This is a genomic window from Brevibacillus sp. NSP2.1, from assembly GCF_000470975.2.
GTDB classification, from domain to species: domain Bacteria; phylum Bacillota; class Bacilli; order Brevibacillales; family Brevibacillaceae; genus Brevibacillus; species Brevibacillus agri.
Genome location: NZ_CP048274.1, coordinates 2,506,325 through 2,524,555, shown reverse-complemented (window position 1 = coordinate 2,524,555; position 18,231 = coordinate 2,506,325). Strand labels below are relative to the sequence as shown.

17 protein-coding genes are annotated in these 18,231 nt (G+C 54.9%); 1 reads left to right on the top strand and 16 read right to left on the bottom strand.

Going from position 1 to position 18,231, the window contains the following annotated elements; all coding sequences use genetic code 11:
• Window positions 1-12: 12 nt before the first annotated feature.
• From M655_RS12730 to M655_RS12700, 7 genes are all read right to left on the bottom strand, one after another.
• Entirely contained in the window at window positions 13-225 is a 213-nt protein-coding gene (locus M655_RS12730; protein WP_026557274.1) for a hypothetical protein, read from the bottom strand.
• 46 nt (window positions 226-271) lie between these two features.
• Entirely contained in the window at window positions 272-1,312 is a 1,041-nt protein-coding gene (locus tag M655_RS12725) for a Gfo/Idh/MocA family protein (RefSeq protein ID WP_026557275.1), read from the bottom strand.
• Between the two features lie 224 nt (window positions 1,313-1,536).
• On the bottom strand, window positions 1,537-2,217 hold the full coding sequence (locus M655_RS12720) for a metallophosphoesterase family protein (protein ID WP_007787028.1): 681 nt from the start codon (window positions 2,215-2,217) through the stop codon (window positions 1,537-1,539).
• Between the two features lie 153 nt (window positions 2,218-2,370).
• On the bottom strand, window positions 2,371-3,018 hold the full coding sequence (locus M655_RS12715) for a nitroreductase family protein (protein WP_025845950.1): 648 nt from the start codon (window positions 3,016-3,018) through the stop codon (window positions 2,371-2,373).
• A 209-nt stretch (window positions 3,019-3,227) separates the two neighbouring features.
• Window positions 3,228-3,554 carry a hypothetical protein gene (locus M655_RS12710; RefSeq protein WP_005836319.1) on the bottom strand — a complete coding sequence of 109 codons (327 nt, stop codon included), beginning with the start codon at window positions 3,552-3,554 and terminating at the stop codon, window positions 3,228-3,230.
• 6 nt (window positions 3,555-3,560) lie between these two features.
• On the bottom strand, window positions 3,561-6,110 hold the full coding sequence (parC, locus tag M655_RS12705; RefSeq protein ID WP_007787021.1) for a DNA topoisomerase IV subunit A: 2,550 nt from the start codon (window positions 6,108-6,110) through the stop codon (window positions 3,561-3,563).
• Window positions 6,111-6,112: 2 nt separating this feature from the next.
• Entirely contained in the window at window positions 6,113-8,083 is a 1,971-nt protein-coding gene (locus M655_RS12700; RefSeq protein WP_026557276.1) for a DNA gyrase/topoisomerase IV subunit B, read from the bottom strand.
• Window positions 8,084-8,596: 513 nt separating this feature from the next.
• On the opposite strand from M655_RS12700, the gene M655_RS12695 reads away from it, so the two are divergent.
• Window positions 8,597-8,974 (top strand): YflT domain-containing protein, encoded by a 378-nt coding sequence (locus tag M655_RS12695; protein ID WP_005836313.1) that lies wholly within the window; start codon window positions 8,597-8,599, stop codon window positions 8,972-8,974.
• A 92-nt stretch (window positions 8,975-9,066) separates the two neighbouring features.
• On the opposite strand, the gene M655_RS12690 is transcribed toward M655_RS12695, so the two are convergent.
• The 9 genes from M655_RS12690 to M655_RS12650 all read right to left on the bottom strand — a co-directional run bounded on the left by M655_RS12690 (window position 9,067) and on the right by M655_RS12650 (window position 18,179).
• Entirely contained in the window at window positions 9,067-9,372 is a 306-nt protein-coding gene (locus tag M655_RS12690) for a DUF1292 domain-containing protein (protein ID WP_005836311.1), read from the bottom strand.
• A 40-nt stretch (window positions 9,373-9,412) separates the two neighbouring features.
• Window positions 9,413-10,891 carry a PAS domain S-box protein gene (locus tag M655_RS28340; protein WP_286086012.1) on the bottom strand — a complete coding sequence of 493 codons (1,479 nt, stop codon included), beginning with the start codon at window positions 10,889-10,891 and terminating at the stop codon, window positions 9,413-9,415.
• A gap of 124 nt (window positions 10,892-11,015) precedes the next feature.
• Entirely contained in the window at window positions 11,016-11,189 is a 174-nt protein-coding gene (locus M655_RS12680) for a hypothetical protein (RefSeq protein ID WP_005836307.1), read from the bottom strand.
• Window positions 11,190-11,220: 31 nt separating this feature from the next.
• Window positions 11,221-12,087, bottom strand: a complete 867-nt coding sequence (locus M655_RS12675) for an ABC transporter permease (protein ID WP_005836305.1) — start codon at window positions 12,085-12,087, stop codon at window positions 11,221-11,223.
• A complete protein-coding gene (locus tag M655_RS12670; protein WP_005836304.1) occupies window positions 12,084-13,016 on the bottom strand; it encodes an ABC transporter ATP-binding protein in 933 nt (310 codons plus the stop codon). Before M655_RS12670 ends, M655_RS12675 begins: the two co-directional genes overlap by 4 nt.
• Window positions 13,010-15,247, bottom strand: a complete 2,238-nt coding sequence (locus M655_RS12665) for a DUF8725 domain-containing protein (protein ID WP_005836302.1) — start codon at window positions 15,245-15,247, stop codon at window positions 13,010-13,012. Before M655_RS12665 ends, M655_RS12670 begins: the two co-directional genes overlap by 7 nt.
• Before the next feature lie 17 nt (window positions 15,248-15,264).
• Window positions 15,265-16,338, bottom strand: a complete 1,074-nt coding sequence (locus M655_RS12660) for a TolB family protein (protein WP_026557277.1) — start codon at window positions 16,336-16,338, stop codon at window positions 15,265-15,267.
• Window positions 16,335-16,898, bottom strand: a complete 564-nt coding sequence (locus tag M655_RS12655) for an RNA polymerase sigma factor (protein ID WP_007787010.1) — start codon at window positions 16,896-16,898, stop codon at window positions 16,335-16,337. Before M655_RS12655 ends, M655_RS12660 begins: the two co-directional genes overlap by 4 nt.
• 132 nt (window positions 16,899-17,030) lie before the next feature.
• Complete coding sequence (locus M655_RS12650; RefSeq protein ID WP_007787007.1) at window positions 17,031-18,179, bottom strand: trans-sulfuration enzyme family protein; 1,149 nt, start codon at window positions 18,177-18,179, stop codon at window positions 17,031-17,033.
• Between the last annotated feature and the right edge of the window lie 52 nt (window positions 18,180-18,231).

Here is an 18,231-nt window from a genome sequence, read left to right as displayed (position 1 = left end):
CTTGCTTGAGCGTTACCCTTGCACATTTCCCAATTCCACGTCGGCGGCAAAATGGGCGCGCGCAAACTCCAGCACTTCGCCTTCCGAGCCTGCCGAAATTTTATAGTTCGCAACCACCTTTTTGCCGTTTCGCACCTGCACGTTGTACTGCGAATCGCCATCGTATGTGCATTCGCACTGATAGTCCTTGCCGTTGACCTGAATGTTTCCTTCCACAGCGGTCACACCTCCCCTCCTAGTGTGACCAACGCTCTTCTCCCTCATGCTACGATCAGACAAAAAGCTCGACGCTTCTCCCCGTCGCAGCGGACTCCATCGCCGCTTCGATAATGCGCAGGGCGTACAGCCCGTCTTCTCCTGTCACCGCCGGAGCAGTTCCCGTGCGAATCGCCTCGACAAACGTGTCGATGACGCCACTTTTGGTCTGTGCGTCATTGGTCTGCATCGCACCGATCTGGTAAACCGCTCGCTCGCCGCCTGCGGTCACGACCTCGATGTCCTTTTGCGGGTCGGCAAAAATTTTCATGATGCCGCGCTCGCCGTATAAAATCGTGCTGTTGTCCTCATCGCCGTAATAGCTCCAACTGAACGACGCCGTGCCTACTGCGCCCGACTGCGTTTTCAGGAGGCATACCATATGGTCGCACACCTCGATGGGCTGGCCCTGTTCGTCTTTTTTGTCCAGGACGTCTGCAAACGCGCTGACCTGAACGATCTCGTCCTGGAGCAAATAGCGCAGCAGATCCACCTTATGAATGCCCAAATCGCCTGCCACTCCGAGCGCTGAGCGCGCTTTTTTGAAAAACCACGTGCCTTTTGTCCGATTGGCGCTCCAATACTCCGGACCTTTATGCCCGAAGCTCGTCTTGAACGAAAGAATTTTTCCCAGCTCGCCTGCCGCGATCAGTTGCCGCGCCTTTTGATGGGCGGGTACGAGGCGCTGGTTGTGGTCGACCATCAAAATCTTCCCCGAAGCGCGCGCTGCGGCGAGAATCGTCTCCGCCCCCTCGCTCGTCGTCGCCATCGGCTTTTCGCACAGCACATGCTTCCCGGCGAGCAGCGCCTGTGTGGTGATGATGTGGTGCATCTCGTTTGTCGAGCAGTCGCTGATCGCTGCAAGTTCCGGATGGTGGACGACTTCTTCCCAACTGCCAGCTACTTGTCCGCCGTACTGGGCTGCCAGTTTTTGCGCGCGCTCGGGATTGGGGTCGTAGACGAGGTGGATTTGTGTGTACGGATTGCTGCTGTACTCAGGCGCATGGCGATGCGTAGCGATCGAACCGCAGCCGATAATGCCGACTTTCAATGTCACGGTATCCTCTCCCCTTTTTCCTGGTTCCTGTCCGCCTTTTGACAGAAGCAAGGCTGAAGTCGCAGGTTGTCCAGCTTGTCGGTAAATCATTTCGCAATATTCTCATTATACAGATATTTGCTCCATTGGAAAACTTCGCTTCGGCCCGCTTTTTTGTCGTGGCATGCGACTGAAAAAGACGGCAAGCCCTTCCTAGGGCCTGCCGTCCTTTCCCACTGGTTGTTTTATTCGACCGAGTACACTTTGCGGCTGGGCAGCTCCAGGCAATGCAACCGCCCGCCGAAAACAGCGCCGCCGTCAATGCCGATGATGTTGTTTTCGCCGAAGTAGACGTCGTGCTTCCCGTGCAAATTTTCCGTCGGGGTATGCCCGAACACGACGGTCTTTTCCCCTTGGTAGCCTTTGTGGAACTCGTCGCGAATCCACATCAGCTTGTACGGGTCGGTTTCCGCCACAGGCGTCTGCGGATGCACGCCACCGTGGACAAAAATGTATTCATCCGTCTCGTGATAATGGGCCAGTTCGCCCAAAAAATCGAGGTGCTCCTGCACTTCCGGCGTCACTTCCAGAGACGCTGGCGTCCCCGATTCGGTCTGTGCAGCCGCGTGGCCGTAGCTGGCCAACGTCGCCTGGGCGCCATTGCGAAACCAGCGCTCGATAAATACCGGGTCCTGCTCGAACGATTTCACCATCATATGGTCATGATTGCCCATCAGGACAATCGCCCCTTGCGCATGAAGCTGCTTCACTTTTTCCACGACTTCTCTGGACTTCGGCCCGCGGTCGACATAATCGCCGAGCAAAATGAGCTGGTCGTGCTGCGGATCGTAATTCACAAGCTCCATCAGCGACTCCAGCTTGTCCAGCTCCCCGTGAATATCGCTGATTGCCAATATCCGATTCATCCTAACCCTTCTTTCTTCTGTCTGTACGCTTCCGCTTTTTCTGTTTCATTGTACGCTCCCTCCCGCCCGATTTCTACCCTGCGGGCAAGATTGTCTGGCAAAAAACAGACAGCCACGGTCGAAAAGACCCGTGACTGTCGTGCGTACGCCCGTTTATTTGCTTGGCATTTCGTTCCAGAACGTAATGTCGTCCACATCGAGCCGGGTGGTCGGATGACCTGGCTGCGCCGCTTTGCCCACGGCGATCAGCATGACGGTTTCGTAGCGGTCGGAAATGTTGAACGCCTCTTTGAACAATTCGGCGTTGTAGCCGCCCATGGGCACCGTGTCGTAGCCACGCGCTTTTGCCACGAGCATGAACTGCATGGAAACAAGCCCGCCATCCACGAGAGCAATTTCCTTAATCAGACTGCGCTCGCGATTTTCGTAGCGGCGATTGATGTTGGCGATCATCGTCGCCTTCGCCTCTTCGGTCATGTAGCCTGCGTCGATGGCTTTCTGGTAAATTTGCTCAGCCTGCTTGTAGCCCTCGTAGTCGCCCAGCACGGCGACGATCGCCGCAGCCTCGACGACTTGCTTCTGGTTGAACGCAATCGGCAGCAGCTTTTCTTTCAGCTCCTGCTCGTCGATGATGAGGAAGCGCCAAGGCTGAAGGTTGGAGCTGGATGGCGCCAACGTAGCTTCGGCCAGCATCTCTTTCAGCTCGTCGCGGGAAATTTTCACCGTTGGATCGTAATGACGCACCGATCGCCGTTCAGAAATGACGTCAAAAAAAGCCTTTTTGTTCATGACTTGTTCCATCTCCTTACTCCTCCAATCGGTAAGTAACTAACCTTTGTTTATAAAAAACGGAAGTGTTCAAACTGTATCATATCTGCCAATCTTTTGGCAATCCTTTGAACTGTAAGAAAACGTAAAAAAACGCTTTGGCACGTCCAGGCACTTGTACAAAAAACATGTACAGGTGCCTGGACGAGAGCCAAAGCGTTTGCTTCATCCGCTCTTTTTGCCTACACAGGCGAGAACGCCGACAGGACGGCGGGTTGTCTCACGGTTTCGTTGTTCGGCAGTTGCACGATGAGGTGGCCGCTGTCCGCATCCTCGCCGCCTTCCCAGCGAAGCGCGAATGGCTTGCGCTCAAAAGCGTCGTTCTCATCGAGACTCGCCAGCATCTTTTTCAGCGTGTCTGCCGTCACCGGAACAGGCACGCTCGGGCCTTCCTCCTGCGGAAGCGAAAGCAGCTTGGGCGCGTCTTCAAAATACAGGACGGTATCGAGCAAAAGCGACACCTGCTGCCAGCTCAATGGGGATACAAAAGCTTCAAACGGAGTTGCCATTTTCCATCATTCCTTCTCTTCGCCAGGTTCGAGATCGAACAAAGTGACAGGCGCCGCTGTCGACTTCGGTTGCACACTCGCGGATTCGCCCTCTCCAGAGCCTTTTGCTGGTTCTTCTTTTGCTTCCTCTGTCGGCAGGACGGTTTCGAACACAACGGATTTGACGCCGCCTTCTACCAGGTGGCGACCAATTCCGCCCTGCTCGTTGACGTTGACCAGGCTCGTGTCGACCAGCGTCCATTCGTTTTGCGCCGTCCACGCGTACACCGTCTCGTCGATGAACACTGCCGCAAGCTGGTGCGGGTGGTTTTTGCGCTTGCGAATAAGCTGTACGCCTTTTCCGGCCCGGCCTTGCAGCGGAATGGCCGCAATCGCTGTCCGCTTGACCACACCTTCGGCTGTCAATAGCGTGAAGGCGCGGCTGTCCTCTTCCTCAATCGGGAGCATGGTGACGACCGCATCGTCAGGCGCGAGCGTAATCGCCTTAACGCCACTGGAAGCGCGGCCGGTCGGGCTGACTTCTCCCTGCGGGAAGCGAATGCCCATGCCGTCTCGGGTCGCCCCTAAAATGCCGCCTGCTTCGCCTGTCACAAATACATGCACAAATTCGTCATCTTCTGATTTCAGCTTGGCAGCCACCAACGCGCTCGAACGATTGGTCTCGTACTCGGACAGCGCGGTCTTTTTAATCAGCCCGTTTTTGCTGACGTGGTAAACAAACAGCGGCTGCTTGAAGTTTTCCACGATCGTAAAGCCGACGATGCGCTGATTTTTTTCCAGCGGGATGACGTTGACCAGCGCGGAACCGATGTCCTTCCACTTGTCGTCCGGGAAAGCATTGACGAGCGTGGCGAAATACTTCCCGTCCTGCGTGAAAAACAAGGCGGTATGGGACGTATTCGTCTCCACGAAGTAGCGGACCTTGTCCCCTTCCTTGACCCCGCACGTTTCCAGGGTTCCGCCCACTGACTTGAAGGAGCGCGGACTCGTCCGCTTGATGTATCCTTCGTTGGTGAGCGTGACGATGCAGTCTTCCGCATTGATCTGCATCGCGATGTCGATCTTGATTTCCTCGATCTCTCCCTGGATTTCGGTCAGGCGCTCTTCGGCGTACTTTTTCTTGATTTCGTTCAGCTCGCTTGTGATGACCTGAATCAGCTTTTTCTCGCTGGCGAGAATCGCTTCAAGCTCCTCGATCTCTTTGGCCAAAGTCGAAAGCTCTTTTTCCAGCTTGACGATGTCCAGCCGGGTCAGGGAGGCGAGCTGGATGCTCAAAATCGCATCGGCCTGCTCATCCGTGAAGCCGTACTTCTCCATGATGTTTTTCTTGGCGTCGGACCGGTCTTCGGAATCCATAATCGTATCGACGATTTCGCGCAAAATGGATTTGGCGCGAATCAGCCCCTCGACGATGTGCTTGCGTTTGCTCTTGCGCTCAAGGTCGTAGTTGCAGCGATTCGTCACGACTTCTTTCTGGTGGTCGATATACGCGCCGAGCAGCGCTTTAAGTCCCATCTGGCGGATGGTTCCTTCGTGGATCACGTTCATGTTGTAGTTGTAGTAAATTTGCAGGTCGGTGTTTTTGTACAAGTAATTCAGAATCGCCTGCTCATCTGCTTCCTTGCGAATGTCGACGACGATGCGGACCTTGTTCATTTCCGCTTCCTTGCGCCCTGTCTCGTCGCGGACGGCCATCGCGCCTTCGATTTTGCGGTCCATCACCAGCTCGTCTATTTGCGCGACCAGCTTGGACTTGACCACTTCGAAAGGAATTTCCGAAATGACGATCTTTTTCACTTTCCCGCCCTTTGGCTCTTCCATGTGGGTCTTCGCGCGAATGATGAACTGGCCGCGGCCTGTCTCAAACGCCTTGCGAATACCCGACACCCCTTGGACGATGCCCCCGGTCGGAAAATCCGGGCCTTTGACGTGCTTCATCAGTTCGTCGAGCGAGATGTTCGGATTTTTCATCTGCGCGATCGCCGCGTCAATGACTTCGCCCAGGTTGTGGGTAGGAATATCGGTGGCAAAGCCGACGGCAATCCCGGTAGCGCCGTTCACCAGCAAATTTGGAAAGCGCGACGGCAACACGGCCGGCTGCTGCGCCGAGTTGTCGTAGTTCGGGATGAAGATGACCGTATCTTTTTCAATATCGCGCAAAAGCTCGTTAGCGAGCGCGGACAGTCTCGACTCCGTGTAACGCATCGCCGCTGGCGGGTCGGCGTCGAGGCTTCCGAAGTTGCCGTGTCCCTGAATGAGCACCTGGCGCATTTTCCACCATTGCGCCATGCGCACCATCGTTTCGTAAATCGCCGAGTCGCCGTGCGGATGGTACGTACCCATGACGTACCCGACTGTTTTGGCCGATTTGCGGTACGGCTTGTCGTGCGTATTGCCTTCCTGGTACATCGCGTACAAAATCCGGCGCTGCACTGGCTTCAGGCCATCGCGGGCGTCGGGAATCGCGCGGGAGAGGATAACCAGGTTGGCGTAATCCCCAAACCGCTTGCCCATGATTTCCGCGAAGCTCTGGTTAATGATCTGATTGGACAACATGTTTATTCATCCTCTCCCACTTCAAAGGTAACGTGGTTCTCGATCCACTCGCGACGCGGAGGCACTTTGTCCCCCATCAGAACCGTCACGAGCTTTTCACAGTGAGCGAGGTCTTCTAGCTCGACTTTAATGAGTTTTCGCGTCTCCGGGTTCATCGTAGTTTCCCACAACTGATCGGCGTTCATCTCGCCCAAGCCTTTGTAGCGCTGTACTTCTGCGCCGCGTCCGACCCGTTTTAACGCCTGCTCCAGCTCGTGGTCGCTCCAACAGTAGATCGACTCCGTCTGCTTGCCCTTCACCTGTTTTTTCACCTGGTACAAAGGCGGCTGGGCGATGTACAGATGACCGGCGGCGATCATCGGGCGCATGTAGCGGAAGAAAAACGTAAGCAAAAGCGTCTGGATGTGGGAGCCGTCGACGTCCGCATCGGACATGATGATGACTTTGTCAAACGCGCAGTTTTCGATGTCGAAGTCTTCCCCGATGTCCGTCTCCAGCACTTCCAGAATCGTGCGGAACTCCTCGTTCGCCAACACTTCAGACAGCTTGGCCTTTTCCGTATTCAACGGTTTTCCCCGCAGAGAAAACAGCGCCTGGAACTCGGAGTTGCGCGCCTGCTTCGCAGAGCCGCCCGCAGAGTCACCCTCGACGAGAAACAGTTCATTGCGTTTGGAATCCCGGTATTGCGGCGGCGTGAATTTTTCCGAAATGGATTTGCGTTTTTTCGCCGTCTTGCCTTTTTTGTCTCCGCGCAGAGCTTCGCGCTGTTTGCGCAGCTCCTCGCGAATTTCAGCGGAGCGCAACGCCTTGTCGATCAAAAGCTTGCCTATTTCCGGATTTTCCTCGAGGAAGAAGCCCAGCTTCTCGGAGACAATTTGCTCGACGATCGCCCGCGCTTCTTCGTTGCCCAGCTTGTCCTTGGTTTGGGACTCGAACTGGACATCAGCCATTTGCAATGACAGCACACCGAGGAAACCTTCCCGCAAATCATTTCCTGTCAAGTTGGGATCTTTGTCCTTCAAATACCCTTTTTTCCGCGCGAACTCGTTGAAAATCCGGGTCGTTCCGTTGCGAAATCCGGTGACATGCGTACCGCCGTCTGTCGTGACGATCGAGTTGACGTAGGAGACGAGCGTTTCCGCGTAGCCGTCGTTGTACTGAAAAGCCAGCTCGACGTAGACGTTGTCTTTTTCCCCTTCAAAATAAACGATCGGGTGCAGCGTGTTTTTCCCCTCATTCAAATAGGAGACGTACGACTTCAGACCGTCCTCGAAGTAAAATTCTTCCCGCTTCTTCTCCGGGCCGCGCTCGTCAATCAGCACCATGCGCAGTTTCTTGAGCAAAAACGCCGTTTCCCGGAAACGATCGCGAATCGTCTCGTAGTCAAAGCGCGCGCTTCCAAATATTGCCTCGTCCGGCAGGAAGCGCACAGTCGTACCTGTCCTTTTGGTCGTTCCGGTCACTTCAAGGTCTGTAACGGGCTTGCCGACGTGCTCGGTGCCTTTTTCGTCGACTACGTAGGCAAAGCGCTGCTTGTGAATCTTGCCTTCGCGGTGAATCTCCACTTCGAGCCACTTGGACAAGGCCACGACGACGCTGGAGCCTACGCCGTGCAAACCGCCGCTTTTTTTATAGCCGCCGCCGCCGAATTTTCCTCCGGCGTGAAGCGTCGTAAAAATGACTTCCGGAACGGGCCGTCCCGTCTTGTGCATCCCCGTCGGAATTCCCCGACCGTGGTCCTCGACGCTGACGCTGCCATCCTTGTACAACGTGACGATGATCGTATCATTGACGCCAGCCAACGCCTCATCCTTGGCATTGTCGACGATTTCCCACAGGAGATGGTGCAAACCTCTGCTTCCGGTCGAGCCTATGTACATCCCAGGGCGCTTGCGGACGGCGATCAGGCCCTCCAGTACCTGGATATCTTCCTCGGTATAGGTCAGTGTATGTAGTGTGTCTGTTTCCTTCAATCGCGCTCTCCCCTCTACTTTTCGAAAAAGCGTCCAAAACAGGCTTTCGTTTTGGTAACCGCACAGGTCATCGCCTTGCTCTTGGGAAAACATCCTTTCCGTCCGAAAGGGAATATTTCACAAAAAAAGCGAACACTTAATCGCTATTGTACCGTATGCTTCCCATAGTATTCAACGCTAGTCACAAAATGGGGCAAAAAAACCACCCCGCCCCTAGCGAGATGGCCGATCCTGCACAGTATTCCCCGTATCCACTGGCGTCAGGCCGAAACCGTTTAGCCCAAGCATATGACGCTTCGTCATTAGTGTAGCATTTGCAGCAAAGCGAGGTCAAAGCGAAACCAGTCCCCGCCTGCGCTCTTTACTTTATTTCTTGCTCGTTTTGGAAAATCCCTGCTCGTTCAAGCAATTTCTTCCGACATCGCGCACGCAACTATTTCCATTCATCTATACCGCGCGGGCGGGCAACCTATTAGAGCATCGATTCCTGAGGCGACATAGGGGGGAATAACGTTGATAAGTGCGACCAAGCCGTTTGTCAAGTTTCATCGGTACGATCAGGAGCTGGTTTCGGACATTCAGGCGTTGAACTCGTCCGGCTATCATAAGGATGACATTTGGGTGTTGAAGTGGAATCCCGATAAAAACCACTCGAATCAACGCGACAATTTTTATAAATACAGTACGCATTTTGAAAGTGCTGTAGGCGACATCGACAGCAAAGCCCACTTCTTCGACAACGGCGGCGAGGAGCTGCGCACCCGGCTCGAAAAGCTCGGGCTGACCAAGGATGAATGCTCCGCGCTGGTCAGGGAGCTGCAAGAAACGGACTACACCTGCCTTTTGGTCGTCCGCGACCTGAAAGACAACATCATCAAAATGAACGACTGATCTGCCCATCAAAAAAGCCGCTGCCGGTTTGTTCAAACCAGGCAGTGGCTTTTTTACGCTTGCGAGCATCCCGCAACAACGCGGGCACACGATTATTCGCCTTTGTCGATCAGTTCAATGCCTTCCAGAACCTCGTTCAGCTTCGCGTACACAGCGCTTTCTTCGTCTTCTTCCAATGGAACCATTTCGCCGCCGTCGATCTGGAATACGAAGATGTCTACTTCTTCATCCAGCTCTTCTTCGGCCTCCTCGTCTTCGAGCGCTTCCGTCAAGGCAATATATTCTTTACCGTTCAGGTCGAACATCGCCACTACTTCAAAATCACCCAACGGTTCACCGTTTTCATCGTCCAGCGTAATGATATCGCCCAATTCGAGGTCTTTGCTATCTTCTGTCAATGCGTTCACGTCCTTATGCTGATATTGGTTCTCTACACCATCATACCTTTTTTTCCGGCAGAAGCAAACAGGTGAATGGCGCTATCGCACCGGCAATCTGATTTCGAAAGTCGTCCCTGTCTCTTCCTTGCTGCACACAGAAATCGTCCCGCCGTGATTGGCGATGATTTTGTAGCTGACCATAAGCCCGAGTCCCCGTCCCGTTCGGCTTCGTGGTGAAAAATGGCTCGCCCAGTTTCAGCAGTTGTTCCTCGGCGATGCCGCAGCCTTGGTCGGTAAAGGCAATCAGCATCATCCCGTCCTCGACACTCGCCGACACGGTCACGACCCCGCCATTCGGCATCGCTTCCACTGCATTTTTCAACAAATTGAGAAACACTTGCTTCAACTGGTTTTCCTCGCAGACGATGGCAGGCAGATTGTCGGCGTAGCTGGTGAGTATCTGGACGTTGTACATGATCGCATGCGTGTCGGCAATCATGACGATCTGCTCCAGGAGCGGCTGCATCTCCCTTTTCCGCTGGAATACGACCTGCGGCTTGGCGAGCACGAGAAATTCGCTGATGATAAATTCGATCCGATCCAGCTCGGACAACATGATCCGGTAATACTCGTCCTTGCCGCCGGAGTGTGCCCGGAGCAGTTGGACAAACCCTTTCAGCGACGTCAGCGGATTGCGAATCTCGTGGGCCACCCCCGCGGCCATCTGCCCGATCACCGACAGCAGCTCGGACTTGCGCACCAGCTCTTCTGCCTGTTTACGCTCGGTAATATCTTGCACAATCCCGATCACAGCCGGCTTTTGCTTGTACGTGCTCGTTTTTTGCAGCACCTCGACATCAATCCGATTGCCGTTTTTGCACAGACCGCGAAACTGGTAGTGAATGTTCGAGCGATCCCCGTTGATTCTGCGCTCCTGATGCGTGCGAACAATGTCCCGCTCTTCCTCGATGACGAGGTCGGAAGCGGTCATTTTCACCAGTTCTTCCTGACTGTAGCCGAAAATATCGCCGAGCCTCGGGTTGACGTAAACAAACCCCGGCTCGTCCACATACGCGATGTAGACGCCGACCAGTGTATCCTCGACCAGACTGCGGTACAGCTCTTCTGCCTCCTGCATCTGCTGCTTCATCTGCTTGTATTCCGTAATCTCTGTGGCAGAGCCTATGATTTCAGTGACGATGCCATTGCGGCAAATCGGCGTCAGGACGGAGGAAAAGTAGCGTTCACCAAACGCAAGCTCGTATTCGATCGTCTGTCCAGCGAAAGCGAGCTGGTAGTAAGGCATGATCGATTCGATCCCGTACTGGCGTAAAATATCTTCTGCGCGCATTCCTTTTAATTTTTCCGTGTCAACGCCAAACTCATACGCGAGCTTGCCTTCCGACAGATCCAGGACAAATTCGTCTTGTTCATTCCGGATAAAGGTAAAAATATGATTATGTACGTTTTGAATAATGTGGAACCATTCCTCTTTGGGTGAAAGCACCCCAGCCTCGACGCCTTGTGCACGCAACAACCATTCACCTCTTCTGTCATAAGGATATGGACAAATTCACCACAGAAGACGCTTTTCCTCTTTTTTCCGGGCAAACCTTCCCGCTATAAAAAACAACCTACCGTCATGGCAGGTTGTCCGCTTTTTACTCGCTGTACTCTTGAAGCACGCCTTTTTCCAGCAAAAACGCTTCCTCGGCTTGCAGAATCGTAATGATCGCTTCACGCTGCACGTACATGCCCGCAGAAGCGAGACGACTCTCAATCGATCTGAGCAATTCTTCAAAATCAATAATTTGCACTTCTTCCTGTTTGCTCACAAAAAGCCCTCCCTTTTCCGACACACACCCTTTATTTTACACGAACAGACCATTTCTTCCAACTCCACCATTTTCGCCGGATCGGCTTGAGCAAATACGCGCTCCACACCATCAGCAATAGCGCCAGCACGACGTAAAAGCAGGAAAAAAACAGCCACGGCGAAAAGGCGAGCTGCTCGGAGTGGTCCAGCGTCTCTCCCAGTATGCCAAACAGGACGATGATCGGATTCATCCCCGCCAGCACTTGCAGCTCCGGCAAATTCCAGACGCCTTGATCGGGGTACATGTCCGGGTAGCTTTGCTGTAGCCATTCGCCGATGAAGAAAAAGAGCAGCCCGGTTCCGACGACGAAAAAGAAAGCGATCCCGTACGAAGTAATCGTGCTAATCGAGGTGCGTTTGATCCATGTCGAGCAAAACAGCCCAAGCGAGCCCAAAAAGAAAATGTTGACGGCCAGAAACAGAATCAACTGCGCCATCTGCTCCGGCGACACGCTGCCGTACAGCATGACAATGCTGTACAGCGGCATGGAGGCGACGAGCAACAGCGTGGAAAAAGCCAGCGACGTAATCAGCTTGCTCCACACAATCGTGGCAGGCGACAACTGCGTCGTCAGCAAAATGTGCAGCGTCTGCCGTTCGCGCTCGCCGCTGATGGCCCCCGCCGTCAGGGCAGGCGCGACAAAGCAGACCATCGCATAATGAATCGCCGCCGATATGAGAAACAGGTTGCGATTCTCGCCCAGCGCCTCTGCCCGCAACGTATCTGTCAGCAAAAAACCAAGCGGAATCCCGCCCATGATGAGCAGGTAAATCGCCAGGATGCACACCGTTTTCCGGGAGCGAAACCGCTCGCGCATTTCCTTGACGAGAATCGGGTTGAAAAGGAAGCCGTTCATTCCATACCGACTCCTTCCGTAATCGCCATGAAAACGTCCTCCAAGTTTTTCTTCGCGTCACCGTAGTAGACGACCGCCACCTGCTCGTCGATCAGCTCTTGCAACAGGTCGGCCTTTTCCTGCTCGGCGCCCTGAAAATAAAAGCGGAAGCCGCCCATGTATTCCTCCAGATGGTTCACATGCGGCGAGCTTTCCAACAGCAGCGCCGCTTTGTCGAGGTTGCGCAGCGCGCGAAGCTGCATGACGCTTCCGCCTGTCTCTCTGCTGCTTACTTCGTGGACAGAGCCGCACGCGATCAGTTTCCCGTTTTCGATCACGCCGATATCATCGCACAGCTCGGCCAGCTCCGGCAAAATGTGCGAGCTGATGAGAATCGTTTTGCCCATCTCGCGCAGTTGCTTGATAATCTCCCGCAGCTCGATGCGCGCCCGCGGGTCCAGGCCAGACGCCGGTTCGTCGAGAATCAGGACCGCCGGATCGTGGACGAGGCATCTCGCCAGCCCCAGCCTTTGCTGCATCCCCCGCGACAAGGAATCGACAAACGCATCCGCCTTGTGCGCCAGGTTGACCAGCTCCAGCAGGTCGGCTACGAGCGAGCGTCTTTTGCGCGCCGGGATTTTAAAGGCGCCCGCGTAAAACTCCAAATATTCCACAGCCGTCAAGTTGTCGTACACGCCAAAAAAGTCGGGCATGTAGCCGAGCGACTGGCGCACGCTGGCCGGGTCCTTGCGAACGTTGTAGCCGCAGACGTACGCTTCGCCTTCGCTCTGTTCCAGCAGCGTGGACAAAATCAGCATCGTCGTCGATTTTCCGGCGCCATTCGGGCCGATGAAGCCGAACACTTTTCCCGGCGCGATGGACAGATTCAAGTCTGACAAAGCTTGCAGGGTACCGTAGCGCTTCCCCAGATGCACGGTTTCAATTACCACTTTCTCACCCCTTCAACCTGGAAAAACGGCGTTGGCAGCGACAGGCGCGAAGCTGTGCTGTTGGAAAAACGAAGCAACAGCGTGCGGTTGGCTGTCAAGGCATCCTGAAGTTCTTGCTCCAGCACCAGCTTTGTCCCGTGCTCCACCGTCCGCCACTTCCCGCTTTTCTGGTGGAAGTACTCGATTCGGAACGGGCGGTACGAACTGTGGTCAAGCGGAACAAGCAACCGCTTCAACTCCAGGTTCGTCGCGTCCGTCCGCAATTCAAACGTAATGCTTCCTTTTCCGAGCTGCCAGAGGTAGCCCGAGTTCGATTCGTAGTCGCCGCTCGCTTCAAACAGCTCTGCATTGAGCAGTCCGTACGGCAGGATCACATCTCCTTCGGCTTGCGGCTGGAGTTGGACCGTCTGGTTGACGACATTCCAGTAGTGAGCCTGATGCGGCTCCTGCATTTTCATCAGCGGAACCGGCTCTGTCGTAATCCCGATCAGCCGCACCTGGCCGCCCTGGGCATAGCCGATGATGTTCTCCTGCATTTCTTTGCGCCGTTTTTCGGGCGAATCTTGTTCGTCCTGCTGCTGATCCCGCGGCATAAACAGCGACTCCAGCACGGCGTCAATCTGTTTCTCTTCTCCTTTTTTCAGCGCGCCAATCGGAATACGCTGCAAGCCGACCTCGAGAAACGACTGCTCGTAGGAGTACACCGTGTTGTTTTTCACCTGTCCGACCAGCCTGTTCTCCTCGACATGCACATCCACCTCAAACGCGCCGATGTCGTGCATGACGCCAAAGCCGATTGCCTGTTTCGGAGTCAGGTACGGCAGATTGCGGTAAGACAACAGCCGTGAACCGTCTGTTATTCCTTCCGGCTCGTAGTCGTTTCGGCCCTGCGTCAACGGAACAGCGACAATCGACGGCTCCACGATCACGTCATAGCCGTCCTTGTCGACTGCCAAAAAAGTAGTCCCGGTTCGCACTTTGGCCAACTTTTCATCCAAAACGCTGATTTCCGAAATCGTGTAGCTGACGTTCGTTTTCACTACGAGCGGCTTTCCGATCGCGAAAATCCCGACCGTCAGCAGAATGGCCGCTCCCGGAATGATTCCCCACGCCCATTCCCGTCTGCCGGCTTTTTTCAGCACGAAATAAGCCAGCGGCGCCACCAAAAGCACATAGCCGCCCCACATGACCACCATCCAGACAGGAGGCGGAGTTTGCACGTCGGGGATTTTTTTGCTCAGCTCCAACAAAGAACGCGACATCTGGTCGAAATAGCGCTTGTTTTCCAACACAGTCGTCACGCCTTGCTGGACCATGACGTTTTGCCACAACGGCAAATTGTGCTGCCAGGAAGCCAGCGGCTCAGCGGTCACATCGTAGTTGACGAACAGAAAAACTCCTTGGCCGCTCTTTTTCGCGACATATAGCGGCAGCTCCTTGTTGTACACGCCCAGCTTGCCGGGCGGGGCGGGCTTGTCACCTGCATACGTGCGTAGCGCCTCTGCAAGTGGCACGCTCCCTTTTTGTCCCGCCTGAATCGGCAAAATGTCCGCGAACCTTTGCACCAGTCCATCCTGCCCCGGCCCTGCCGACAGGATGACGACTCCTCCCAGCTTGATCCACTCCTTGATCGCGGCAAGCTGCGCGTCGTCGATCAACGCTCCTTGCTTGCCGCTAATCGCCAGCACGTCGAGACTCTCGTACATCCACGACTGGTCCGGAAGCATGTCCGGAGTCAAGTTTTGCACCGAGATCGGCCGATTCATTTTCGATTGGGAGGCGTTCACCGCGAGAAAATGAAACGCGTTTCCGCCCTCATCCACGACGCCGATCGTCTGCCCGTCTTTCGGATAAGGGAGGCGCAGCTTTTCGGATTTTAGGACCTGTCCGTTTTGCGTGACGTGAACGTACCAGTTATCGAGCAAGATTTGCATCGGCAAGTCGAAAAACAGCGTCGTGCTCTTGCCTTGTTCCAGCTTGACTGGCCGACGAAAGTTCGATTGCCGCAAATTTTTGGACAGAGGCTTTCGCGACAGCTCCACGAAGCCCGAGATGTCTGTTTCCTGGCTGGTGATCGTCACACCGAGCCGCACCCATGATTCGTACTTGACGATGCCGCCCAAAGGCAAATTCACTTCTATATCCATGTTGTTCTCCGCCAGCGCCGGCTGTCCCGCAAAGCCCAGGCCGAACCAGGCGACCGCAAAGACCAACATCCATTTCCATTTCATGCTTGTTCCTCCGCTCGTTATCGTGACGCCAGTGAAACAACCAGCTCCCGCGGCTGACTTTCACGCGAAATAAGCAAGATTTGCTTTCCTTTTGCCGCCCAATTCCCGCGGATCAGCTCGGCAGCATGCTGGTTGCGCAGTTGCAGCTCTTTTGTCACGAAAGGCTCGTCTCCCACGTTGGCTACCATTAACTGGCCGTCCGGCTGCGTATAGGTCAGCTCCTGCTCGGAGCGCCAGGAAGCCCACTGGCCTTGTCCGAGCATCGAAATCAGCCCTGTGCGCATTTCCATGACCTGCACGGCCCCTTCCTTGCGAAACGCCAAAAAGCGTCCATCTGGGGACCATTCCGGCTGCGAGCCCTCGGTCAGCTTCCATTCCTGAAAGGAAATGGTGCTGCTGACCCAAATTTCGTCATTGCCGCCTTTCGAGCGGGTATAGGCAATCGAGTCGTCATGCTGCGACCAGCTTGGAGAGCTGTAGGCGACGCCTTCTTCTTCCTTTAAAAGACGACTGCTGCCCATGCTGTACGCCGTTGGCAGCTCCACGATCCACAGCCGGGACATCTGCTCGGCCTGCTCGACAACCGCGATTTGCTTGCCCTGGTTCGACCAGGCCACCGCCACGTACTTGCCTTTTGTCGGAGGCAATTTGACAGTGGCAGGCTTTGTGTCGCCGTCGATCGGAAGCGTCCGCAGCTCGGACTGATGGGCGATGTAGGCAATCTGTGTCGCGGACCTGTCGATATCCACCTGTTCCACAGACGATTCGGCAGGCAAAGTGAGCACCTCATGCTTTTGGATCGTCACGGCACCTCTGCCCCACCACAGGCAAACCCCGACGGACAGCGCAACAACCAGCGCCGCACAGCTAATCCAGAGCAGCTTGCGTCTCTTCCACGGCTGTTGTCCTCCTTGAGCCTGCCCTTTTTTTGCTTCCAGTTCTTTCATTCGTTCCAGCAACTGCTTTCTCAAATCAGCCTTCAACTGGTAGTTGACAGGGACAGAACGGCGCATACGCTTCAAATGGGTCAGGAGTTGAGCTACAGTCTGATCGTCATTGTGACCTTGGGGGTATTTCTCCTCCTCTCTCATTCGGAGTCCCCCCTTTCGTACATCTTCTGAAGTTTTTGTAAGCCCCGATAGGAGATCATTTTGATGCTCGATTCTGTCTTGCCAAGCACTTCAGCGACCTGACTGATTTTCAGGTCGGCAAAATAGCGAAGCATGAGGACATCCTTCTGATCCTGCGACAACAAGTCCAGCCGGTCACGAAGCAGACGAATTTCCTCGTTGGTCAACGCCTGCCGTTCCGGCTGCCACGTATCATCCGGTTCGCTTCCCAAAAAGTCCTCCTGGTCGACGGGAAGCTCCCTGTTTTTTCGCATAAAGTCCACGTATGTATTGTGAGCAATACGGAATATCCAGGAGGCAAACGGACTCGTTCTGCTGTATTGATCGAATTTTTCCAGCGCTTTCAAAAAGACCACGGTGGTCAGATCATCGGCATCCCACGTACTCTGGACACGGCAGCGCAAATAACGGTTCACGCGGTCGAAATACTCGTCGTACAGTTCGGTAAAAGGACGAGATTCGTAATAGTCTCCAGATGCTGGGTCCGATGGTTGCGCGGAACGCTTTATCGCCATTCCCATTGCGGTTTCCTCGGTTTCTCCCATTTTGTTGCATCGAGCCGGGATACAAGCACGCCATTCCTCCCGGCTCCATCCTATTTAAGTTATACGAACGGCCCGTCAAGAAGTTACAACGGACCATCCTTTTTTCAATTACTTCCCTAAAGCACGGCCAAGCTCGCTCAAAATGTCGTCGATGGCCTCGATCCCGACAGACATGCGGACCAGTCCCATCGTAATCCCGGTCGCCTGCCGCTGTTCCTCGGAAAAAGCGCGATGCGAGGTCGTAACCGGATGGGAAACGCTCGTCTCTACTCCGGCCAGAGACGGCACGAACTGGATCCAGTCCAGGGCCCGGTAAAACTCGTAAATCTCACTCTCATCCCGAAGCGCAAACGACACCATCGCCCCTTGCTTCGGTCTGGCGAAAAACGACGTCGCCTCCTGGCTCGGGTAGTAGACGCGGCTGACAGCCGGATGGCTTTGCAAAAACCTGGCCACTTCGCGCGCATTGTCGCATTGCCGCTCCATTCGGACCGCCAACGTCTTCAGCCCGCGCGCCGCCAGCCACGCTTCGAACGGACTGAGGGACGCGCCGTAATTGACGACGATTTCCGTCGCGCGCTCGATGAGCGGACGGCTTCCGACCAGCACACCGCACGTCACGTCGCTGTGCCCGCCGATGTACTTGGTTCCGCTGTGCACGACCAAATCCGCGCCAAAGGTGATCGGCTGGACGAGATACGGCGTCGCAAACGTATTGTCGACCATGACAAACAGGCCGAGTTCTTTTGCCTGGCGAATCCAGGAAGGCAGATCGACCACCGTGAGCAGCGGATTGGTAATCGTTTCCACGAAAAACAGCTTTGTCGTAGGCCGTACGCGGCTCGCCAAATGGGTCCCCTCGTCAAGCACGATGCACTCCAGCTCGATGCCAAAACGCGACAGTTCTTTTTGCAGCAACGCGTAAGTGCCTCCGTATATTTCGTGAGAGGCGAGAACGTGATCGCCGGGGGAGAGGATCGAAAGCAAGCCAGCCATGATCGCCCCCATGCCGGATGCCGCGCTGACCCCCGCCTCCGCTTGCTCCAGACGGGCAACGGCAAAAGCCAGCTCGGCCTGGTTCGGATTGCCGTTGCGCGTGTACAAATATTCGCCTTCGCCCGCGTAGTACTTTTCGACTTCTTCCAGGCTATCGAAGGCAAAAACAGATGTCTGGTAAATCGGGGTAGACTTGCTCTCCGCTTGCCTCAGAGGCGCGTGTCCAATATGCACGGTAGTCGTTTCGAATCGTTCGCCCACGTCGATCACCCTTTTTCTACCATCATACCATGCCAGAAGCTGGACAGACTAG